The following is a 21417-nucleotide window of genomic DNA, read 5'->3' as shown; positions in this document are numbered from 1 at the left end:
GGGAGACGACTCTAACCGGAGGTGATCGCGGCCAGCCGCCGGTAGGAGTCCAGCAGGGCGTCACGGTCGTAGGTGCTGGTCGTGACGAGTACCTCCTGCGCGCCCGTCTCCTTGAGCACCGTCTCCAGCTCGTGCGCGACCTGCTCCTCGGTACCGGCGATGTGCCCGCTCAGGCCGGACTCGTAGTGGTCGCGCTCCTTGCCGGTCATCGTGAGGGCCTCCACGCGCTCGGCGGGCGGCAGGGGCGGGAAGGTGCCGTGGGTGCGGGAGTACGCCATGGACCAGGCCTCGGGGATCAGCAGCCTCCGGGCCTCGTCGGGGGTGCCGGCCACGGCGATGGTGCCGGAGATGACGACGTAGGGCTTCGCGGCCCAGGGGGAGGGGCGGAACCGGTCGCGGTAGAGGTCGATGCCGCGCCGCATCTTCTCCCGGTTCCTGAGGTCGCCGATGACCAGGGGCAGGCCCGCACGGGCGGCGATGCCGGCGCCCTCACCCATCGCCAGGACGAACGGCGGCACGCTCAGGCTCTCCGCGGGCCGGGCGTGGACCCCGGTGGGGGAGGTGCCCCGGAACCAGCCGAGCAGTTCGGTGAGCTGGGCCTCGAAGTCCTCGGCGTCGCCCTTGTCGCGGCCCAGCGCCCTGCGCACCCCGTCGGTGAAGCCGACGGACCGGCCGAGGCCCATGTCGATCCGCCCGGGGAACAGCGATTCCAGCACCCCGAACTGCTCGGCCACGACCAGCGGCCGGTGGTTGGGCAGCATCACCCCGCCGGTGCCGACCCGGATCGTGCGGGTCGCGCCCGCCACCGCGGCGGCCAGGACGGTCGGCGCGGAACCGGCGACCCCGGGCACGCCGTGGTGCTCCGAGACCCACAGCCGGTGGTAGCCCAGCCGCTCCAGCTCCCGCGCCAGCCGCACGGTGTCGCGCAGCGCCTCGGGGTGGGTGTGCCCCTCGCGGGTGCGGGAGCGGTCGAGGACGGACAGGCGCACGGGTTCCATACCGGGTTCTACGCCGGGCGGGGCCGTCGGTATTCCGCCCCGGTGGGGCATCCCCGGAAAACCGGGTGACCGCGTCCGGGCACGTCAGGACAATGTCACCGTACTCGGAAGCGAAAGGCGGCCGACCGTGACCGTCCCCAACGTCCTGCTCTCCGGCATCGTCGGATCGACCGCCTACGGCCTCGCCCGCCCGGGCTCGGACATCGACCGCCTCGGCCTCTTCGCCGCGCCCACCGAGGAGCTCCACGGTCTGCGCCGGCCGAAGGAGTCGCACGTCAGCACGGCACCGGACCGCACCCTGCACGAGGCGGCCAAATGGTGCCGGCTGGCCCTGGGCGGCAACCCGACCGCGATGGAGCTGGTGTGGCTCCCGGACGACCTGTACGAGGTGCGCACCCCGCTCGGCGACGAACTCATCGCCATCCGCACGGCGTTCCTGAGCGCCAAGCGGGTCAGGGACGCCTACCTGGGCTATGCCACCCAGCAGTTTCGGCGGCTGGAGGCACGCGGTGACGGTTCCTTCCGCGCGGACACCCGCAAGCGCACCGCGAAGCACGCCCGGCACCTGAAGCGGCTGTGCGGGCAGGGCCTGGAGCTGTACACCACGGGCCGGTTGACGATCCGGGTGGAGAACCCGGAGGAGTACCACGCCTTCGGCGAGCGGGTCGCCGCCGAGCCGTCGGCCGCACTGCCCCTGCTCAGGCACTACGAGGCCGCCTTCGACGCGGGCCCGACGGCGCTGCCGGACGAGCCCGCCGAGGCGCCGGTCGAGGCGTGGCTGCGCCGGGTCCGCGCGCACTTCTGCACGGAGGCGGTGTGCTCAGCCGTCGGGGCGTAGCAGCCTGCGCTCGTAGGCCTTGACCAGGTTCTGCGGTACGAGGTGACGGACGCCGTCGACGGTGACCGGCACCAGCGTCGGCGTGGCCGCCTTCCACTGGGCGCGGCGGTGACGGGTGTTGCTGCGGGACATCTTCCGCTTCGGGACAGCCATGGGACTCCTCCTCGGTGGGCCGGGCACCGAGGACGCTACATGAAAATGGAACCCATTAACAATGTGTGTCCCGGTGCCCGGCCGCCATCCGGCCGCCATCCGGCCGCCGTTGTCCCGGAGGGACGTGTCAGTCGTCCGCGCCCACGAGCATCCGCACCTCGAACCGCTCGTGCGCGGCGGCCTCTTCGGCCGGGCCCTTGTCCAGCACCGTGCCGAGCCAGCCCAGCAGGAAGCCCACCGGGATGGAGACGATGCCGGGGTTCTGGAGCGGGAACCAGGCGAAGTCGGCCTCCGGGTAGAACGAGCCCGGGACGGAGGAGACCACGGGGGAGAAGACCGCCAGCAGTACCGAACACAGCAGCCCGCCGTAGAGGCTGAGCAGGGCGCCCCTCGCGCTGAAGCGCCGCCAGAACAGGGTGTAGATGATCGTCGGGAGGATCGCGGACGCCGCGATGGCGAAGGCCAGGAAGGCCAGCGTCGCGGTGTTCGCCCCCCAGGCGACGAGGGCCAGCAGGATGCCGAGAACGCCGATGACCACCCCGGACAGCCGGGCGACGGTCAGCTCCTCCGTCTCGCTCGCCCGGCCCTTGCGGATCACCTCGCTGTACAGGTCGTGCGCCAGGGAGGACGCCGCGGCCAGCGTGAGACCGACCGCCACGGCGAGCAGCGTCAGATACGCCAGACAGGTCAGCAGGGCGGTGAGGACACTGCCGCCCAGCTCGTGGGCGAGCAGCAGGACGGAGGCGTTGCCGGTGCGGTCCGTGCTCTCGATGGTGTCCCGGCCGAGCAGCGCGGTGGCGCCCAGGCCCAGGATGCCGGCCCCCAGACAGACCGCGCCGACCAGACCGACGGCCCACAGCACGGAGGAGCGCAGCACACCGCTGTTGCGCGGGGTGAGCAGCCGCATCAGCACGTGCGGCAGGGCGGCGAGGCCGAGGACGATGGCCAGTTCGAGGCTGAGGAAGTCCAGCTTGTTGCTGACGGTGCCGCCGTAGCGCAGCCCGGGTTCCAGGAAGCTCAGGCCCGAACCGCTGCGCTCGGACGCCCTCTCCAGCAGCGCGTTGGGATTCCAGTCGAAGTGGTGCAGCACCCAGCCCGCGGTGAACAGCACGCACACCAGCAGCATCACGGCCTTGATGATCTGGATGACCGTCGCACCGGGCATGCCGCCGAGCGAGGCGTACAGGATCACGAAGGTGCCGATCACGACCACGCACAGGGTGCGGGTGGTGCCGCTGGGCACACCGGTGAACTGGGTCAGCAGGGCCACGCTGCCGACGAGTTGGGCCACGAGATAGAGCGTGGCGATGGCGAGGACGCAGACCGCCAGCGCGACCCGCACCGGCCGCTGCCGCCGCGGCAGGCGCAGCGCCACCGTGTCGCCGAGCGTGAACCTGCCCGTGCGGTGCAGGGGTTCGGCGATCAGCAGCAGCACCATCATCCAGGCCACGGTGGTGCCGCCGAGGTACATCAGCCCGTCGTAGCCGGTGAGCGCCACGAGACCGGTGCTGCCGAGCAGGGTGGCGGCGGACAGGTAGTCGCCGCACATGGCCAGACCGTTGCGCAGCGGCGACAGGGCGCGGTTGCCGAGGTAGAACTCGCTGATCTCGTCGCGCTGGGGAGCCGTCAGCAGGGCCATGAAGAGGGTGATCACGACCACGGTGAGGAACAGGACGAACGTCAGCTGCAGGCTGCGGTCGTCGATGGCGGCGGCGGTCACCACGTGCGGAACCCCCTCGTTCCGTGCTGGAGCGGCTGTCCGGCCCCCGGTGAGGACGCCGCCGACCGGGCGCGGCGGCTCTCCGTCTCGTGCAGCCGGGATCTCAGGCCGCGGGCGAGCGGATCGACCCGGGTCCGCATGTGCCGGGCATAGTGCCAGGCTGTCACGCCCATGATGACGAACTGCCCGAGACCGAGGGTGAGTCCGATCGTGAGGCGGCCGAACAGCGGCTGGTTCATCACCCCGGGCACAAAACTCGACAGCACCACATACAGCAGGAATCCGCCGACGGACAGGATCGTCGCCCGCAGGCCGAACCGGCGCTGCGCACGACGCAGGGAGTGAAATTCGGGATGGTCGGATATGCGGGACGGCGGAGTACGTTCGATGTGCGGAAGCGGGAATGTGGGAGTGTCATCCCGCCGCGGTGAGAATTCGGGCACAGGCGCACCTTCTTCGCTGCATCGTGCCCCGCACTCGACGCCGTCGGGTCGGTGTCCGCGTCCGGTTTTCGGGCAGGGGGGAGCAATGCCGGACGCGCGATGGGGTGCGGGCTCGTGGGGGATTCGTGAATCCGAAGAACTCGCTGTTCGGATTCATGCGGACGGCCTCGGGGATTCGGTGTGGAGTCCCCTGACAGCCCCGGCCACGGGTGATGGCGAGGCTGAAAGCGGAGTATGTCAGTGCTGTGCTTGAGCCATCAACTGCGTGGATGAAATGCCCTCGGTTCGTGGCTCGTTCACGCCCCCATGGCGGGTTGCCCCTCCTGCGACAGCCTGCGTGAAAAAGACCGGTCGCCGAACGGTACGGACCATGCCCCGGCCCGGCCTGTCCCGAATGCGCTCAGCGCGCGCGGACCCCTTACGCTGGGCAGCGTGAGCGACGACCGCAGCAAGGCCCCGCTGGCCGTGTTCGACCTGGACAACACCCTCGCCGACGCCTCGCACCGGCAGAGCTTCCTGGAGCGCAGGCCGAAGGACTGGGACGGGTTCTTCTCGGCGGCGCCGCAGGACCCGCCGGTCCCGGAGGGCATCGCGCTGGTCGAGGAGAACGCGCGGGAGTGCGAGATCGTCTACCTCACCGGGCGGCCCGAGCGCTGCCGGCGCGACACGCTGGACTGGCTCGCCGCCCAGGGGCTGCCCGAGGGGCGCTTGTACATGCGGGGGGACACCGACCGGCGGCCCGCCCGGGTCACCAAGCGGGAGGTCCTGCGGCGCCTCGCCCGAACCCGCGAGATCCGTGTGCTGGTCGACGACGACGAGCTGGTCTGCGCGGACGCCCGGCGTGCAGGCTTCACCGTCGTGCGGGCCGACTGGGTGACCCGGTCCGCCGAGATGAAGGCGGCGCAGGAGAGCGAAGGGCGGACCTGAGGCCGGGAGCCGGCCCGGCCTCGGCGAGAGCGTCACCGCCGCGGACGGTCCCGAGACCGCCCGCCCCGGGACTGCTCGCCTACTCGGACTCGTCGAGGCGGAAGCCCACCTTGAGGCCCACCTGCCAGTGCGCGATCTGCCCGTCCTCCAGCTGGCCGCGCACCTGCGTCACCTCGAACCAGTCCAGATTGCGCAGCGTCTGCGAGGCCCGGCCGATGCCGTTGCGGATGGCCGCGTCGACGCCGTCGGGGGAGGTGCCGACGATCTCCGTGACCCGGTAGGTGTGGTTCGACATGCCGCTGCTCCTCTTCCAGTGACGGGTATGACACGCCCTCACTCCACGGTGCCCCAAGCGGCGGCGAAGCGCGAGACGTCGTCTCCCGCCGTCGCCGCCGCACCAGGAGTCACCGGTGTCAGCGCGCCACGCTCAGCGACAGCGCGAACCGCCCCTCACCGTCGGTCCACCAGTGGGTGAGGTCCAGCTGTGCCGCGGACAGTTCGGCGCGTACGCCCTCCTGCCGGAACTTCGCCGACACCTCGGTCCGCATCTCCTCGCCCGCCGCGAAGTCCACGGCGAGGTCGAGCGCCGGCACCTTCACCGTCTGCGCCGAACGGGAACGCAGCCGCATCTCGATCCACTCGTGCCCGGTGTCCCACACCGCCACGTGGTCGAACGCGGCGGGCTCGAAGTCGGCGCCCAGCTCGCGGTTGATCACGGTCAGGACGTTCTTGTTGAACGCGGCCGTCACCCCGGCCCCGTCGTCGTACGCCCGGACCAGCACCTCCTCGTCCTTGACCAGGTCCGTGCCCAGCAGCAGGGCGTCACCCGGGGCGAGCAGGGCGCGTACGGACGCCAGGAACGCGGCGCGTTCGGCCGGCAGCAGGTTGCCGACCGTGCCGCCGAGGAACGCCACCAGGCGGGGTCCCGGCGTGTCCGGCAGGGTCAGTTCCGCCGTGAAGTCGGCGATCAGCGCGTGCACGTCGAGCCCCGGCCGCTCGGCGGCGAGCGCCTGCCCGGCCTGGGTGAGGGCGCTCCCGCTGACGTCGACCGGAACGTAGGTGTGCAGGTCTGTCAGGGCGTCGAGCAGGTGCCTCGTCTTCTCCGAGGAGCCGGAGCCGAGCTCGACCAGGGTCCGGGCCCCGGTCGCCGCGGCGATGTCGCCGGAGCGTGCGAGGAGGATCTCCCGCTCGGCGCGGGTGGGGTAGTACTCGGGCAGTTCCGTGATCTTCTCGAACAGGTCGCTGCCGTGCGCGTCGTAGAACCACTTCGGCGGCAGGGTCTTGGGGCGGCCGGTCAGACCCCGGTGGACGTCGGCGCGCAGCGCGGCGTCCGTGGCGTCCTCCGCCAGGGTGCGGGTGAGGTGGAACGGGCTCACGTACGGGGCTCCTTCGGCGAGGGGGAGGGCACGGCGACGTCGGCCGGCTCCTTCAGGGGCGTGAGCAGCACGTCGGTGCGGCTCGCCGCCAGCAGGGTGCGGTCGGGAACCTCCCGCCAGTGCGGATCGTCGTCGTAGGGCTCGGAGGCCACGACGGTGCCGCCGCCGGGCCGGGTGAGGTACCACAGGGCGTCGCCCCAGGCGGTCGCGGTGACGGTGTCGCCGTTGGTGAGCAGGAGGTTGAGCCGGGAACCGGGGGCCGCGGCGGCGACCTCCAGGACCGTGTCGGCCATCGCCTGGCCCTCCTCGTCACCGCTGCGCAGCCGCGCCAGGACCAGCGCCCACACGAGCGCAGAGTCGTTGCGGGCCTCCAGCGACAGCAGGTCCTCGTGCGGCAGCGTCCGGGACACCGCGGCCAGCGAGCCGGGCCAGCCCTTCACCGCACCGTTGTGGCTGAACAGCCAGGTCCCCGCGGCGAACGGGGCCGCCGCGGCCTCCGCGTCCGCGCCCGACAGGGTCGCGTCCCGCACCGCGGCGAGCAGCGCGGTGGACCGGACGACCCGGGCGAGATCGGCGAACGACAGGTCGGCCCAGATGGGCCCGGCCCGGCGGTAGCGGGCCGGCGCCGGGTCGCCCGGCGCGTACCAGCCGACACCGAAGCCGTCGGCGTTGACCGTCCCGTACCGCTGGTGCCGGGGAGCCCACGACTGCCGGTACAGCCCGTGCGGGGGGTGCACGAGGAGACTGCCCAGCAGCTCCTCGGGTCCCACGTACGCCACGTGACGGCACATCAGACGCCCTCCGACCGTGCCGTGCGGAATCCGGAGAAGATCTGCCGGCGGATCGGGTGGTCCCAGTTGCGGAAGGTGCCCCGGCAGGCCACCGCGTCCACCGCGAACGAACCGCCGCGCAGCACCTTGTACTCGGGCCCGAAGAAGACCTCCGAGTACTCCTTGTACGGGAACGCCCGGAATCCCGGGTACGGCAGGAAGTCGCTGGCCGTCCACTCCCACACGTCGCCGATCAACTGCCGTACGCCGAGCGGCGACTCACCGGCCGGGTAGCTCCCGGCGGGCGCCGGACGCAGGTGCCGCTGGCCGAGATTGGCGTGCTCGGGTCCCGGGTCGGCGTCACCCCACGGGTAGCGCATCGAGCGGTCGGCTGCCGGGTCGTGCCGGGCCGCCTTCTCCCACTCAACCTCCGTGGGCAGCCGGCGTCCCGCCCAGCGGGCGTAGGCGTCGGCCTCGTACCAGCACACGTGGAGCACCGGCTCGTCGGGCGGGACGACCTCGGTGACGCCGAAGCGGCGCCTGAGGAACTGCTTCCCGTCGCGCCGCCAGAACAGCGGGGCGTGGATGCCGTGCTGCTGGATGTGCGCCCAGCCGTCGGCCGTCCACCACCGAGGGTCGCGGTAGCCGCCGTCCTCGATGAACGCCCGGTAGGCGCCGTTGGTGACCGGGGTCGTGTCGATGTGGAAGGGCGCCACCTCGCGCCGGTGCGCGGGGCGTTCGTTGTCCAGGGCCCACGGTTCGCCGGAGGTGCCCATCGTGAACGGACCGCCGGGCACGAGGACTTCGGACGGCCCGGTGAACAGCGGCACCGGATCCGGGTCGGGTGCCGTCAGGACCTGCGGGCCCGTGCGCAGCTGATGGGTGATCAGCATCGTCTCGTCGTGCTGCTGTTCGTGCTGCGCGATCATCCCGAAGGCGAACCCGGCCTCCGTCAGCCGCGTCCCGTGGAACGCGGTCCGCTCCAGCACGTCCAGCGCCCGGCCGCGCACCTCGGCCGCGTACGTCCGCGCCTCGGCCGGTGACAGCAGCGGCAGCTTCGGCCGCTCGGCGCGCGGGTGCTCGAAGGCGTTGTAGAGGCCGTCGATCTCCGGGCGTATCGCCTCGTGCCCGGCGACCGTCCGCAGGAGCCACTGCTCCTCCTGGTTGCCGATGTGCGCGAGGTCCCAGACCAGCGGCGACATCAGCGGCGAGTGCTGGGCGGTCAGGTCGGGATCCTCCACGCAACTCGTCAGCAGGGTGGTGCGGTCGCGGGCCACGACGAGTGAGGCGACCGCCCGCTCACGGAGCACCTCGGGGTCGAGGGTTCCGGCGTCGACAGCGGGATCGGTGTCGGTCATGGGCGGAAGTCCTTCCCGTGGGCGCGACCGTCCGTGCCGCGCTGTCGGTCGAGCAGGTCGTCGGCGGGGCAGCGGCCCAGGACGACATAGCGGTCCAGATAGGCCGTGACGGCCTCGACGACCTCGGGTGCGGCGCCGAGCCGGGGCAGGGCGTCCAGCGCTGTCGTGAAGCAGGTGACGGCCACCTCGCGCAGTTCCGCGTCGGCCAGGCCGGTGCGGGCCGCGTCGAGCCACAGCGGGTTGTGCGGCGCGGGCAGCCCCAGCGTCCGCTCGGCCAGCGGCTTCACGGCCCGGTAGACGGTCTCGGTGGCCTCCGGGTCGTCGAAGAGCGCCGCCGTCACGGCGAGCGGCACGATCCAGCCGTCGTCGCCGGGCTGTGCGTCGATCATGCGCAGTTCGAGGTGGCCGCGCGGGCGGACCGGCGGGAACAGCGTCGTGACGTGGTAGTCGAGATCCTCCCGGGTGGGCGGCCGGGGCGCGCCCGTGCGGATCCAGTCCCGGAAGGTGAGCCCCTCGGGGACGTCCCAGGGCCCGCTGTCCTGCCGTACGCACATCACGGGGGCGTCCAGCACATGCCGGGCCCAGGCGCCGCGCGGATCGGTGTCCAGCCGCGGTCCGCCCGCCCGGCCGGCGCCGATCCGGGTCCACGCGAGCTGCCGGGTGGACCGCCAGCCGGTCGGCCGGTGCCCGGCGAGCGGGGAGTTGGCGAACGCGGCGACCAGGACGGCGCCCAGATGGTGAGCCAGCCACCAGCGGCGCACCAGGCCCTGCGGGCCGGGCTCCTCGTGACCGGCGTCCAGGCACACCTGCACGGAGGCGGAGGCGCACATCATGGCGCGGCCGGCGGGACCCGTGCGGTCCAGGGAGGTCTCCATGGCGTCGTAGCGCGGTTCGCGCAGGAACCGGCGGGGTTCGTGCCAGGGGTCGTGGCCGAGGCCGACGAGCGTGAGGCCGTCCTGGCGCAGGACCGCGCGGACGGCGTCGAGGTCGGCGGAGACGGTGCTGACGACTTCCGTCAGCGAGGCGGCGGGGGGCGAGCTCAGCTCCAGCTGGCCGCCGGGTTCCACGGTGAGCGCCGACCGCAGGGACAGCGGTCGCAGTGCCGCGTAGGCCGCTTCGAGTCGTTCGGGTGTGACGGGGAGCCGCGGTTCGCGCAGCTCGTGGACGAGCCATTCCACCTCGACACCGAGGCGGCGTGGCGGGCCGGTCTTGAAGCAGATGCCGCGGACCAGAGCCTCGACCTCGGCTTCGGACAGTGAGGTGCGTGGCCGGGTACAGCCACGTGTCGAATCGGACATTGCGGGATCCTCCTGAGATTCCACCATGCCATCGGTCCGGGCTCTTCCGCGGCCCGGATCGGGATCACTCGTCCCACCCAAGACGCTCACGGCGCTCGGCACAAGGGGGCGAAGTGGGGCGTTCCCGGGCGGTCATACGCTCCGGCCCGGCGTTTCCCGGCGCTTCCCCCCGCGTTTGGGCGACGGCGAAAACTCCGTTGCGCCGGAGATCCCGCATCGCCCACCATGCCTGCGTGAGCACGACAAGAATGGCCGCGCGGCGCGTGGTCACGGCGCGTACGGGGGTCACGCCGTGAGCGCGCGCCTGCGCGGTATCGCGCGGCAGACCGAACAGATCGTCGCGGCCGGGGCCTACCGCGCGCCGGACGGGCGCGAGGTCTCCATCGCGGCCGAGCTGTCGGCGGCGCGCGAGGGCACGCGCCTGTACGGGCCGGAACCCGTGCCCGTGCCCGCCGATCGGGTGACGGGGACGCTGAGGACGCTGGTGGAGGTCACGGGCGAGAGCAGCCTGGAGGCCGCCCGTCGGCTCGGCGGACAGGTGGCGGTGCTGAACTTCGCCTCGGCCCGCAATCCCGGCGGCGGCTACCTGAACGGTGCCCAGGCCCAGGAGGAGGCCCTGTGCCGGGCCTCCGCGCTCCACACCTGCCTCCTCGAGGCCCGCGCCTTCTACGACCACCACCGCGCCCACCGCGACCCGTTCTACACGGACCGTGTCATCCACTCACCGGGCGTGCCCGTGTTCCGCGACGACCGCGGCGACCTGCTGGCCGAGCCGTACACCGCCGGCTTCCTGACCTCTCCCGCGCCCAACGCGGGGGTGGTGAAGCGCACGGCGCCCGAACGGGCCGCCGAACTGCCGCGGGCCCTCGCGGCGCGCGCCGAACGCGTCCTGGAGACGGCCGCGGCCCACGGCTACCGACGGCTCGTGCTGGGCGCCTGGGGCTGCGGGGTGTTCGGCAACGACCCCACGCAGGTGGCACAGGCGTTCCGGGCGCTGCTGGTGCCCGGCTCCCGGTTCGCACGGACCTTCGAGCACCTGGTGTTCGGGGTCCTGGACCGGACGCGGGACCGTGCGGTCCTGGGAGCCTTCGAGCAGGCGTTCAGCTCCACCCGTGGCGCTCCTGCAGGCGGCGCCTGACCAGGTTGAAGCGCATGCGGTCCAGGGCGCATGCCTCCCGGCGCATACCGTCCTCGTGCAGACGCAGCACCCGGTCCACATCGACCCACGAGTCCCGGCCCGTCCGGTCCCAGGGCCCACCGCCGATCGGCACCCACTCCCGGTCGCCGTCGTGCCGCTTGCTCGACAACTGCACCGCCAGGAAGGTGCCGCCCGGCTCGCGGGCGACCACGAGCACCGGGCGGTCCTTGCCGCGGCCGTCGTTCTCTTCGTAGGGCACCCACGTCCAGACGATCTCCCCGGGGTCCGGGTCGCCGTCGTGCGCGGGGGAGTACTCCGTCCGCACCCGGCCCACCTGGCGCGGGTCGGCCTGGACGGTGGCGGAGGGGCCGTGACGGCCCGGGACGTTCTCATCGGTGTACGCGGTCACGGGGGCACCCTAGAGGCAGCCCCCGTGCTCACGCCCGACGGGTCACCTGTCGTCCCCCGGGAGCTTCTGGGCCTGCCCGTTGAGGGTGGAGGTGTCCTGCGGTGCCCGCTGTTCGCGCCGGTGTGCCTCCGGCTCGGCCACCCGCGTCTCCTCACCGACCGAGCCGGCTCCGATCGTTCCGGTGACCCGACCCATGAGCCCGGCCGTCGACGCGTCCGTCATGAGGACGGCCCACGGTCGCTCAGGCGGCTGCGGAGCGCGCCGTGACCGGCGGTGACGGCCACTTCTCGGCCCAGCGCAGCTCCGCTTCCAGTTGCGCGGCCACCTGCACGAGCAGGGGCTCGCTGTTGGCCGGGCCCAGCAACTGGGCGCCGACCGGCAGGCCGTCCGGCGTGAACCCGGCGGGCACGTTGACGCCGGGCCAGCCCAGCACGTTCCACGGCCAGGCGTACGGGCAGGCCGCGATCATCGCCCGATCGGTGGCGAACCCGCTGAGTTCGAGCAGGGCACCGATCCGGGGCGGGGGAGCGGCGGTCGTGGGCGCGAGGACCACGTCGTACGAGGTGAAGAAGGCGCCGATCCGCCGGTGCAGCACGGTCTCCGCACGCCGGGCCACCCGCAGCGGGGCCCCGCCGAGCAGCCGGCCCAGCCGCGCCGCGTCCCGGGTGCGCCGGTCCAGCAGCGCCGGGAAGGGCGCCTCGCCCACGCGCTCGGCGATCCCGGCCGTGGCCCGCGGCACGAAGGTCAGCCCGATCTGCCCGTACGGCGGGTCCGCCTCCTCGACGCAGTGGCCCAGCGCGGCCAGCCGCTCAGCCAGTTCGACCACCCGGGTGCGCACCTCGGGCAGGAGCCGGGCGGGCACCGCGGTGAAGGGCGGTTTGAGGGAGAGCGCGATGCGCAGCCGCCCGGGGTCGCGGCCGACGGCCCGGGACACGTCCAGGGCCGGGGGCCGGTGCGGGTCCCGCGCGTGGTTGCCGCTCGCCGCGTCCAGCAGCAGAGCCGCGTCGGCGACCGAGCGGGCGAGGGTGCCGTTGACGGTGATGCCCTGGAAGGACTCGCCGCGGGGCCAGGTCGAGACACGGCCGCGCTGAGGCTTGATGCCGACCAGGTGGGTCCAGGCGGCCGGGATCCGCACGGAGCCGGCACCGTCCGAGCCGAGTGCGGCGGGCACGAGCCCGGCGGCGACCGCGGCGGCCGAGCCGCCCGAGGAACCGCCGGGTGTGTGGTCCGTGCTCCACGGGTTGCGGGTGGCGCCGAAGGCCGGCCCCTCGGTGAAGGGCCACTGCCCGAACTCGCAGGTGTTGGTCTTGCCGACGATCACGGCTCCGGCCGCGCGCAGCCGCCGGACCGCCTCGCCGTCCTCGGCCACCGGCGGGAACTCCCCGCAGCAGCCGAACGCGGTCGGTTCGCCGGCCACGTCCATGTCGTCCTTCACCGCGACGGGGACTCCGAGCAGCGGCCGGTGCGCGCTGTGCGAGGCCGCCTCCCGGTCCGCGGCCAGTTCCCGGTCGGCGGCGTCGGCCTCGGCGAGCGCGGCCTCGGTCCGGACGATCCTGAAGGCGTTGAGGTCGGACTGGGTCGCCTCGATCCGCGCCAGCGTCCGCTCGACCAGCGCCCGCGACGTCACTTCCCCGGCGGCCAGCGCACGGGCGGTCTCCGCCAGGCCTTCGCAACGGTCGAGCGTCATCGGACACCTCCGGAAGCGGCTTGTCTACCGAACGGTAACGTCCGGTGGCCGGTGGTGGAATCCCGACGACAGGGGTGGAAGTTCACCCACCGGCCACATCTTCCTCACTGGGCACATCGTCCCCTGTTCAAACCATTGACGCCCCTTCGCTTCGCCCTTACGTTCTGAGCCCCCCCTTCTGATCGATTCGCCGAACTCTGTTCGGTATATCGAACCACGGTGTCCTAGGGAGAGCCGCCCGTGACTCCACACCCCGCTGCCCCGTCCCGCCGCACGCTGCTGCGTGCCCTGGCCGCCCTGCCCGCCTCGGCGCTCCTGCTCGGCGAAACCCCCGGGCTGCTCGGCAGCGCCCTGGCCGCCGCACCCCCGAGCGGCTCGGCCACCCGCTACACGATCCTGCCGTTCCTCAACAGCGACGACGGCACGGTCAACGTCTACCAGTCGGACGACGCCACCGACTTCCGGCTGGTGCGCTCCTCCGCGTACACTCCGCCCGCGAACCGGATCCGTGACGCGAGCGTCATCAGACACACCGACGGCTTCTACTACGTCACCTACACCACGCACACCTGGCAGGACCCCAGCACCACCATCGGCTTCGCCCGCAGCTCCGACCGCGTCAACTGGACGTTCCTGTACGACTACACCGTCCCCGTCGCCGGCCTCTCCCGCGCCTGGGCGCCCGAGTGGTTCGTCGACAGCGACGGCAGCGTGAGCGTCATCGTGTCCTGCTCCACCACGAACGACGAGTGGATCTTCACGCCGTACCTGCTGAGGGCCACCAACTCGGCGCTCACGGCGTGGAGTTCCCCGGTCGCCCTCGCCGGCATCGGCGCCAACCACATCGACACGTTCATCGTGAAGATCGGCTCCACGTACCACGCCTTCCCGAAGAACGAGACGACGAAGTACATCGAGTACGCCACCGCCTCGAACCTCACCGGCCCGTACACGATCCGCCGGACCGGCGACTGGGCGGGCTGGGGCAGCTACCGCGAGGGTCCGGCGCTGGTGCGGCTCGACAACGGCGGCTGGCGGATCTTCTTCGACGGTTACGGCGACGGGAACTACTACTACAGCGACAGCCACGACACCTTCGCCACCTGGTCGGCCCCGGTCGCACTGCCCGCGATCTCCGGTACGGCGCGGCACTTCACGGTCGTCAAGGAGACGGTCGCGGGCGGCCCGGCCCTGGCCCGGAACACCACCCGTTCCTTCCGCTCGGCTAACTACTCGACCCGCTACTGGGAGCAGCAGTCCTCCCTGCTCAACCTCCCCGTGGTCAGCGCCTCCAGCAGCACCGCCGAGAAGCAGGCCGCCACCTTCACGGTGGTCGCCGGCCTCGCCGACAGCGGCGGCTACTCCTTCCGGGACGCGGCCGGCGACTACCTGCGCCACTGGGACTTCCGCGCCCGGTTCGACCCGAACGACGGCACGAGCATCTTCGCCCGGGACGCCACGTTCATCCTCCGCGCCGGCGCGTCCTCGGGCTCGGTCCGCTTCGAGTCGTACAACTACCCGGGGTACTACCTGCGCCACTACGCCTACCAGCTGCGCGTGGAGCGCTCCGACGGAACGAATCTGTTCCGGCAGGACAGCTCGTTCGTGCCGGTGACGGCCTGGGCGTAGGGGCGGCACGGCAGAGCCGGGCCCCACGGTCTGCCGTGGGGCCCGGCCGGAGAGGGATCAGCGGGTGAAGGTGACCCGGTGCTCCTTCAGTGCGCCGCAGTTCGAGCCGTACACCTGCACGTACGTGTTGGCGATGCTGCCGCCCCAGTCCACGCAGTGACCCTTGCCGTAGACGTAGGTCGGTCCGGCGTACGACGTGAAGACGCCCTCGTCGTAGTGGTTTTCCCCGGTGTCCGGAACGGAGATCCAGGCGGACATGGTCACAGCCTTGCCCGGGTTGTTGCGGATGGTCGTCACGCAGTTCTGGCCGTTGGAGGCGTTGTAGGTCAGGTAGACGGTCCCCAGCGAGCCGACGGCCGCCGAGTTGACCGTCTTGTAGCCACTTCCGCAGACCTTCTGCGGGGTGGTGTTGGGCGCGGCCGAGGCCGGCGACGCCAGGACGGTCATGGTCCCGGCGGACAGGGCCGCCACGGCGGACGCGGCCAGGATGGAACGGGTGAATCGCATATTTCCCCCATGCAACTCTTCGAGGTGGTTGCTCCTGCATGGTGTGACCCGCGGGGTGCCCAAAGGGTTGTGCGCCATGTCGCGCGAAACTCAAGGGAGTTGAGGGAGAGGCAAGCGGAGGGGGTGCCCCGTGACGCGCTGCCCGAGCTTTCCCGGACGCCGCCCCGTTCACGCGCGAGTCACCGATGGCACACGCGAGATCCAGAGGATCTGTGCAGGGGTGTCACACAGGCTGCACACCACCCTTTCAAAGTCTCGTTAGCGTTACGGCTCGATCCCACGTGTGAATGTGACCAGGCCGCGGCCGGCGAGCCGCCGGAACAGCCAGATCGGGAAAACCACACATGCACTACTGCTCCTCGTGCCGTCGGCACCTCAACGGCGCCCTGGTCTGCCCGGGGTGCGGCGCCTACGCCCCCGACATCGACCCCTCCGCCGCGGGCGGCCGTTCGGAGCCGGCCCCCCTGCCCGCCATGACTTCCGGCGGACCGGCCGCCCGGGAGTACCCGCCCGCCACCGGCACCTGGCACGACGGGACCGTGTGGGACGAGACGCCCGCACGTCCGCAGGAGAGCACCGGCTCCGGCTCCCCGGAGGGGTACGACCCCCCGGAGACCGACACGGCCGAAGGCTATGAAGCCCGGCCGGAGGGGCGGGCGGCCCGGCGTCGTCAGCTGGCCCGCTGGAAGAAGAACCAGCGACGGGCCGTGGTGGCGACGGCGGTCGCACTCGTGGGAGGCGGTCTGACCGTCGCCGCGATGAAGGGGAACGCCAAGCCCGGCGTGCAGGCGGCCACGACGCCGCAGGACACGACCATGGGCGGCGCCGCCGGGGAGGCACCCACGTACACCGAACCGACGTCGTCCCGGCACGACACCCCGCGCTCCTCGCCCGCCACCGCGCCGCGCACCGACCGCGCCTCGCGCCACCAGGACTCCCGGCCCGCCGACCCCCGCGTCACCCCGTCGGACACCCGCACGGACACGGCCGCCGCGCCCCGTGAACTTCCGCTGACCACATCGCCGCAGCGCAGGACCGTCCCGGACACCGTCGACACCGTCACCGGGGGCGCGGGCTCCTCCGGCTCCTCCGGCTCCTCCGGTTCGTCCGGTGCGACGGTCACCGAGCCGGCGGCCCCGCCGGCCGCCGGGGCCGATCAGGACGCCCAGCAGCCGACGTCCCCCTCGACACCCCCGCCCGCGACGAACACCCAGCCCGAGACGCCTCCCTCCGACTCCACGTCCAAGGAGCTCTGCCTGCTCGTCATCTGCCTCGGCTGACGAAGTGCGGCCACCGAGAAGCGGTGGCCGCCCGCAGCCGCCCTCCGTGCCTGCGGGCGCGTGACCGACGAGCGGACCGCTGGTGACGTTCCGGTGGAACCCATGGGTGCGCCGCGGACGGGCGGACTCTGCCGTCGGTCTCGACCCCGTGCTTTCGCGAGCGGCGGGACGTCGAGACGGCACTCGTCGCAGGGCTGTGTGGTGCAGGGCGTACGGGACGCACCGGACCGACCGGCCGGGAACGCGTGTTCGTCGCACGATGCCCGGAACACAGCCCGCGGAGGCGGCACCGCCGGCTCCGCGGGAAGCGGAAGCCGACCGTACAATCCTCGCGACCAAATCGGGGGCGACAGCAGCGGGGGAGTCCGCGTGGAAACGATCATCGTGCAATTGCCCGGAACCGCCCAGTGGGGTGGGGACGAGACGGGCAGTCCCGAACTGATCCACCTGGGGCCGGGGGACATCGCGGACTTCGGACGCGGCCGAACGGGGGTCCGCATCGTCCTGCCCGACCCGGGCGTCTCCCGCCGGGCCGGGCAACTGGAAGCGGCCGGGGACTACTGGCGGCTGTCCAACTTCAGCCGCAGCGTCTCGTACGTGGTGGAGAACCTGGAGGGGGCCGGCGAGTACCTCACCGTCGCGCCGGGGCGGCTCGGGGCACCCGTGCCCTTCGAGTTCTCCCGCGTGGTGCTGCCCGCCCTGTCCGGCACCGCCACGTTCAAGGTGTTCGCGCCCCAGCACGCCTATCTCGGCGAGCAGGCCATGCCGGGCGGCGGCGAACAGACCGTCCACCCCTTCGCCCTGGACCCGACCTCGAAGTACTTCCTCGTCCTGGTGGCCCTGTGCGAACCCCGGCTGCGTGACCCCTCCGACTCGGCACTGCCCGGCGTCGGGCAGATCGTCGAGCGGCTGCGGCCGCTGGAGTCCTGCCGGGACCTCACCCGATCCGCGGTCAACTACCACATCGACTACCTCGCCTTCGCCAAACTGCGCCTGGACCCCGGCGAGGAGGCCACGGCCGCCGCCGACGGCGGTCGCACCGGCGCCAAGCGCACCCGGCTCGCCTCCGTCGCCCTGCGCTTCGGCCTGGTCCGCGAGGAGCACCTCGGCCTGCTGCCGCCCCGCGGCGCCGCCCGCCTCGCCGACCCGCAGGAGGCAGGCGCATGACGACGCCCGACGAACGGGACGACGAACTGGAAGCATCCCGCCCACCCGGTCTGCCGGAGGGGTTCCGCATGGACGGATGGGAACTGGGCCCGGTCATCGGTTCCGGCGGCTGGGGCACCGTCTACGAGGCCCGCAAGGTCGACGACGGCACGCCCGCGGCGGTGAAGGTGCTGCCGACCGGCGCCCTGGGCCCCGGACAACGCGCCGCACTCGGGGAACTCGTGGCCCGCGAGGTCCGCTTCAGCGCCGAGGCCGACCACCCCCACCTCGTCCGCACCCACGCCGTGTGCACCGTCGAGGCACCTGAACTGCCCGCCCTGGACGGCGCGATCGCGCTGGTCATGGACCGGGCCGAGGCCAGCCTCAAGGACGTACTGGACGCCGCGGAGACGGGCGGGCCGATCGCGGACGCCGACCGCGTCCTGCGCGGTGTCGCCGCCGGACTCGCCCACATGCACGACGCCGGCTGGGTGCACGGCGACCTCAAGCCCGCCAACGTCCTGCTGGGCCCCGGCGGTCGGGTGTGGCTGGCCGACTTCGGTCTCACCACCGAACTCGACGGCACCCACGCCCACTTGCCGCCGCTGGGCACCCTCGACCATCTGCCCCCCGAGTGGTGGTCGCAGCGCACCGGCGCCCAGGGCGCCGTCGTCCGGCCCACCGCCGACATCTGGGCCTTCGGCGTCCTCGCCCACCAGGTGCTCACCGGCGGACTCCACCCCTTCCCCGGCGCGACGGCCCGGGCCCGCTCGCTGGCCGCCCAGACCTACGCCCGCGGCACCGCGCCCCTGCGCCTCGACGCGGGCCTCGACGAGGACATGCGCCGGCTGATCGCCGACTGCCTCGCCCCGGACCACGCCGCCCGCCTCCCGCACACGGCCGCCGGTGTCGCCGCCCGGGTCCAGGCCCTCACCGGCGGCCCGCACCGCCGCCGAAGACGCCTGGTGCCCGCGGCCGCGGCCGGACTCGTCGTCCTGACCGCCGCCGCGGTCGCCGGGGCGGCCCTGCTCGGGGGCGGCGGAGGCGGCACCCGGGACGAAGACCGCGACACCCCCGCCGCCACCGGTACGCCCACGTCCGGCCCGCCGGCCGGCGAGATCCCCGAGGACTCCGACGTGCCCGAGGAACTGCGCCCCGTCATCGCCCGTGCGGCGCACCGCTGCACCGACGAGGAGATCACCCCCGCCCTGCTCGCCGCGCTGGTCAAGGCGGAGAGCGACTTCGACCCGAACGCCTCCCGCCCGGAGAGCGAGGAGTACGGCATCGCCATGTGGACACCGTCGGTGTTCCGCGCCTGGGCCGTGGACGGGGACGGCGACGGCGACAAGGACCACATGTCGCCGCCGGACGCGATCTCCACCATGAGCCTGTACGTGTGCTGGCTCGACCAGCGCTTCAAACAGGCCGGGCTGCCGAAGAAGGACCTGCCCGCGCTCGTCGCGGCCGGCTACCGCACCAGTGACCGCACGGTCATCGAGGAGCGCGGCGTGCCGGAGCGGGTACGGCCGCACGTGGACAAGGTGATGCGCTACCTCGCCGAGTACCAGCGCTGAGCCGCACGAACGCGAGCGGTGGACGGGGCCCAGGCCCCGCCCACCGCTCGTCCCCCGTTCCCGTCACCGCGGCGGCAGGCCGCACTCCGGGACGTTCGGCAGCCGGTTGTCCGGCGAGCTGATGTAGATGTTGGAGATGTAGCCCCCGTACTGGGGCAGATAGGCCCACCACTCGTTGGTGTACGGCGGCACATCGACCACCTCGCCCCGGGCCTGGCAGCCCACCAGGACCTCCACACCGGCCGGGAGCTTCGTCAGCGGGTCACCGTCGGTGGACGGCCCCTTGCGGACGTTCACGGACTCGCCCCAGGTGCCGAACCAGGTTCCGGCGGGCTGCTTCGCCCCCGGCACCTTCAGCGAACGGGTCAGCCGGCCGAGGTCGGTGTACGCCTTGCCGTACGACGTGCCGTCCTGGTGCAGCGACAGCACGGCCACGATGGCACGGTCGGTGGCACCCACCGTGCCGGTGGTGTGCAGGGCGGGGCGCGTGAGGTCCACGGCCGCGGCGGCGCGGGGAGCGGGGGCGGCTTCCTTCCGCGCTCCCGAGGTCGCCGCCCGGGAGCCGCACGTGCCCGTCCCGAACGCCCCGGACCAGCCCTGTTTCACCGCCCAGGGCCGGTCGAACGCCCCCGCGATGCCGAAGTGCTGGTCGAAGTGGTCGGCGGTCGAGCAGCGGGTGGAGCGGCGCAGGTTGTCCATGATGAAGGTGCGCACGGGTGCGGGCGCCTTGTCCAGGATGTACCGGTAGCTCGCCACCGTGTCCCGGGCGGAAAGGGCGGTGTAGCCCCAGAAGCCCGCGTACCCGGTGGGCGGTGGCGCCGTGTCGCGCAGACCGAGCGACGGCCGGTCGAGCATCCGCTCGATGATCGCCGGGCCGCCGTACGTCGACCAGTAGTGGTTCGCGGCGTCGTCGTCGCTGCCGCGCAGCATCGGCTCCAGCCGGGCGCGGTCGGCCGGGGGGATGGTGTGGTCGGGCCCGCGGTCCCACAGGAAGTCCAGGGCCAGCAGCAGCTTGACGACCGAGGCGGAACGGAACTGCGCGCTCTCGTTGATCTGTTCGGTGAACGTGCCGGTCTCGCGGTCGAAGACGGCCACGCCGGCGGTGACACCGGGTGGGACCTGGGCGGTCGCGGAGGTCTGGGAAGTACCGGCGGGCTTGCCCGTCCGGGGTTGCGCCGCCGCACCGCTCGTGAGTGACGCGACCGTGACGACGGCCGCGAGCGCGGCCGCGCCGCGCAGGAGCATGCGCATGGTTGCCCTTCCTGGATCGCCCGGTGTCCTACGGGACCTTGGCCCGCGGCGCCACGATAGGAGTCCGGGCGGGCCCGGCGGCCCTGACGAATGTCAGGGCTGGGCGGATCGGGGCGACCTGCGGATTCGTCCCTGGGCGGTACGGCTGATCAGTCGCTTCATGGGTCTGTCCCCCGTAGGACGAAGGTGAGGATGGTGTGGCCGGAGGTGGTCCTTCCGGGTCCGCGGTGCCCGGAGCGGGCTGCCTGCCGACGGTCAGAACTGCAGGGAGACGCGGAACCGCACGGTCCTGACAATTGTCAGGATCAGCGGGGGGGCATCCCGGACGGGTGAGCCCGTGCCCGACGGACCCGCGACACGGCCGAAAACCGCTCGACGCCCCACGCCACCGCTGTCTACGATCCACCGCGCGGCATCGCGTGCCGGTCACCGGCCGGGTGAGGCATGGAGGCGCCGCGGAGATGCCCGTGGAGGCATTCAACCGTGTCAGTCGAGTTCAACCACACCATCGTCCTGTCCCGTGACCGGGAGAAGTCCGCTCACTTCCTCGCAGACATCCTGGGACTGGAGGTCGGCGCACCGACCGGGGTGTTCCTGCCGGTGACGACCGACAACGGCGTCACGCTGGACTTCCTCACCATCGACGCCGACATCCCCATGCAGCACTACGCGTTCCTCGTCTCCGAGGACGAGTTCGACGACGCCCTGGCCCGCCTCGTGAAGGCCCGCGTGCCCCTCCAGGCCGACCCGCACGGCAACCATCCCCGTCGCATCAACCGCAACGACGGTGGCCGGGGCGTCTACTTCCTGGACCCGGCGGGCCACGGCATGGAGATACTCACCCGCCCGTACGGCACGGATCCGGCCTCGAAGCTGAACGGGGTCACGGAGGACGTGCCCGGGGCGGTCTGAACC

The 21417-nt window shown here is 72.6% G+C and carries 22 protein-coding genes; 8 read left to right on the top strand and 14 right to left on the bottom strand.

The genetic code is table 11. The features are described 5' to 3' along the window. Window positions 1-11: 11 nt before the first annotated feature. On the bottom strand, window positions 12-998 hold the full coding sequence (locus QNO09_RS03755; RefSeq protein WP_283968575.1) for an LLM class flavin-dependent oxidoreductase: 987 nt from the start codon (window positions 996-998) through the stop codon (window positions 12-14). A gap of 127 nt (window positions 999-1125) precedes the next feature. Between QNO09_RS03755 and QNO09_RS03750 the strand changes: the two genes are divergently transcribed. Then, window positions 1126-1836: a nucleotidyltransferase domain-containing protein gene (locus QNO09_RS03750; RefSeq protein WP_349636946.1), complete on the top strand. Its 711-nt coding sequence runs from the start codon at window positions 1126-1128 to the stop codon at window positions 1834-1836. Here the strand turns inward: QNO09_RS03750 and rpmF are convergent. From rpmF to QNO09_RS03735, 3 genes are all read right to left on the bottom strand, one after another. After that, the gene (rpmF, locus tag QNO09_RS03745; protein WP_283968573.1) at window positions 1819-1989 is read right to left on the bottom strand and encodes a 50S ribosomal protein L32; all 171 of its coding nucleotides are present in this window, start codon (window positions 1987-1989) and stop codon (window positions 1819-1821) included. The genes QNO09_RS03750 and rpmF overlap by 18 nt on opposite strands. 127 nt (window positions 1990-2116) lie before the next feature. Beyond that, the gene (locus tag QNO09_RS03740; RefSeq protein WP_283968572.1) at window positions 2117-3712 is read right to left on the bottom strand and encodes a solute symporter family protein; all 1596 of its coding nucleotides are present in this window, start codon (window positions 3710-3712) and stop codon (window positions 2117-2119) included. Further along, the gene (locus QNO09_RS03735) at window positions 3706-4152 is read right to left on the bottom strand and encodes a DUF485 domain-containing protein (protein ID WP_283968571.1); all 447 of its coding nucleotides are present in this window, start codon (window positions 4150-4152) and stop codon (window positions 3706-3708) included. The genes QNO09_RS03740 and QNO09_RS03735 overlap by 7 nt, the downstream gene beginning before the upstream one ends. Window positions 4153-4584: 432 nt before the next feature. Here QNO09_RS03735 and QNO09_RS03730 point away from each other — a divergent pair, with 432 nt between their 5' ends. After that, window positions 4585-5079 (top strand): phosphatase domain-containing protein, encoded by a 495-nt coding sequence (locus tag QNO09_RS03730; protein WP_283968570.1) that lies wholly within the window; start codon window positions 4585-4587, stop codon window positions 5077-5079. 79 nt (window positions 5080-5158) lie between these two features. Here the strand turns inward: QNO09_RS03730 and QNO09_RS03725 are convergent, their stop codons facing one another. The 5 genes from QNO09_RS03725 to egtA form a co-directional block, all read right to left on the bottom strand. Then, window positions 5159-5374, bottom strand: coding sequence for a dodecin (locus QNO09_RS03725; RefSeq protein WP_283968569.1), 216 nt, complete (start codon window positions 5372-5374; stop codon window positions 5159-5161). Window positions 5375-5492: 118 nt separating this feature from the next. Next, on the bottom strand, window positions 5493-6455 hold the full coding sequence (egtD, locus tag QNO09_RS03720) for an L-histidine N(alpha)-methyltransferase (protein ID WP_283968568.1): 963 nt from the start codon (window positions 6453-6455) through the stop codon (window positions 5493-5495). Then, the gene (egtC, locus tag QNO09_RS03715; protein ID WP_283968567.1) at window positions 6452-7246 is read right to left on the bottom strand and encodes an ergothioneine biosynthesis protein EgtC; all 795 of its coding nucleotides are present in this window, start codon (window positions 7244-7246) and stop codon (window positions 6452-6454) included. Before egtC ends, egtD begins: the two co-directional genes overlap by 4 nt. Further along, window positions 7246-8583, bottom strand: a complete 1338-nt coding sequence (gene egtB / locus QNO09_RS03710; protein WP_283968566.1) for an ergothioneine biosynthesis protein EgtB — start codon at window positions 8581-8583, stop codon at window positions 7246-7248. The genes egtC and egtB overlap by 1 nt, the downstream gene beginning before the upstream one ends. Then, entirely contained in the window at window positions 8580-9881 is a 1302-nt protein-coding gene (gene egtA, locus QNO09_RS03705) for an ergothioneine biosynthesis glutamate--cysteine ligase EgtA (protein WP_283968565.1), read from the bottom strand. Before egtA ends, egtB begins: the two co-directional genes overlap by 4 nt. Window positions 9882-10173: 292 nt before the next feature. Between egtA and QNO09_RS03700 the strand changes: the two genes are divergently transcribed. Then, window positions 10174-11019 carry a TIGR02452 family protein gene (locus QNO09_RS03700; protein WP_283968564.1) on the top strand — a complete coding sequence of 282 codons (846 nt, stop codon included), beginning with the start codon at window positions 10174-10176 and terminating at the stop codon, window positions 11017-11019. Here the strand turns inward: QNO09_RS03700 and QNO09_RS03695 are convergent. From QNO09_RS03695 to QNO09_RS03685, 3 genes are read right to left on the bottom strand one after another with little or no spacing between them, the layout of a single operon-like run. Then, a complete protein-coding gene (locus QNO09_RS03695) occupies window positions 10982-11428 on the bottom strand; it encodes a type II toxin-antitoxin system PemK/MazF family toxin (protein ID WP_283968563.1) in 447 nt (148 codons plus the stop codon). The two genes, QNO09_RS03700 and QNO09_RS03695, sit on opposite strands and share 38 nt — an antisense overlap. A gap of 42 nt (window positions 11429-11470) precedes the next feature. Then, window positions 11471-11650, bottom strand: a complete 180-nt coding sequence (locus QNO09_RS03690; RefSeq protein ID WP_283968562.1) for a hypothetical protein — start codon at window positions 11648-11650, stop codon at window positions 11471-11473. Window positions 11651-11669: 19 nt separating this feature from the next. After that, window positions 11670-13115, bottom strand: a complete 1446-nt coding sequence (locus tag QNO09_RS03685; RefSeq protein ID WP_283968561.1) for an amidase — start codon at window positions 13113-13115, stop codon at window positions 11670-11672. A gap of 240 nt (window positions 13116-13355) precedes the next feature. Here QNO09_RS03685 and QNO09_RS03680 point away from each other — a divergent pair, with 240 nt between their 5' ends. After that, the gene (locus QNO09_RS03680) at window positions 13356-14744 is read left to right on the top strand and encodes a glycoside hydrolase family 43 protein (RefSeq protein WP_283968560.1); all 1389 of its coding nucleotides are present in this window, start codon (window positions 13356-13358) and stop codon (window positions 14742-14744) included. A 57-nt stretch (window positions 14745-14801) separates the two neighbouring features. On the opposite strand, the gene QNO09_RS03675 is transcribed toward QNO09_RS03680, so the two are convergent. Further along, window positions 14802-15251 carry a spore-associated protein gene (locus QNO09_RS03675; protein WP_283968559.1) on the bottom strand — a complete coding sequence of 150 codons (450 nt, stop codon included), beginning with the start codon at window positions 15249-15251 and terminating at the stop codon, window positions 14802-14804. A 344-nt stretch (window positions 15252-15595) separates the two neighbouring features. Between QNO09_RS03675 and QNO09_RS03670 the strand changes: the two genes are divergently transcribed. The 3 genes from QNO09_RS03670 (at window position 15596) to QNO09_RS03660 (ending at window position 19251) form a co-directional block, all read left to right on the top strand. Beyond that, window positions 15596-16531 carry an SCO2400 family protein gene (locus tag QNO09_RS03670; protein ID WP_283968558.1) on the top strand — a complete coding sequence of 312 codons (936 nt, stop codon included), beginning with the start codon at window positions 15596-15598 and terminating at the stop codon, window positions 16529-16531. Between the two features lie 369 nt (window positions 16532-16900). Beyond that, complete coding sequence (locus tag QNO09_RS03665) at window positions 16901-17698, top strand: serine/threonine protein kinase (protein WP_283968557.1); 798 nt, start codon at window positions 16901-16903, stop codon at window positions 17696-17698. Beyond that, window positions 17695-19251, top strand: coding sequence for a protein kinase domain-containing protein (locus QNO09_RS03660; protein WP_283968556.1), 1557 nt, complete (start codon window positions 17695-17697; stop codon window positions 19249-19251). Before QNO09_RS03665 ends, QNO09_RS03660 begins: the two co-directional genes overlap by 4 nt. Before the next feature lie 63 nt (window positions 19252-19314). Here the strand turns inward: QNO09_RS03660 and QNO09_RS03655 are convergent, their stop codons facing one another. Continuing rightward, the gene (locus QNO09_RS03655) at window positions 19315-20502 is read right to left on the bottom strand and encodes a hypothetical protein (RefSeq protein WP_283968555.1); all 1188 of its coding nucleotides are present in this window, start codon (window positions 20500-20502) and stop codon (window positions 19315-19317) included. A gap of 483 nt (window positions 20503-20985) precedes the next feature. Between QNO09_RS03655 and QNO09_RS03650 the strand changes: the two genes are divergently transcribed. Beyond that, entirely contained in the window at window positions 20986-21414 is a 429-nt protein-coding gene (locus tag QNO09_RS03650; RefSeq protein ID WP_283968554.1) for a VOC family protein, read from the top strand. Window positions 21415-21417: the final 3 nt, after the last annotated feature.

Source organism: Streptomyces sp. 378, assembly GCF_030124145.1.
Lineage (GTDB): Bacteria > Actinomycetota > Actinomycetes > Streptomycetales > Streptomycetaceae > Streptomyces.
This window is presented reverse-complemented; position numbering and strand designations above follow the sequence as displayed.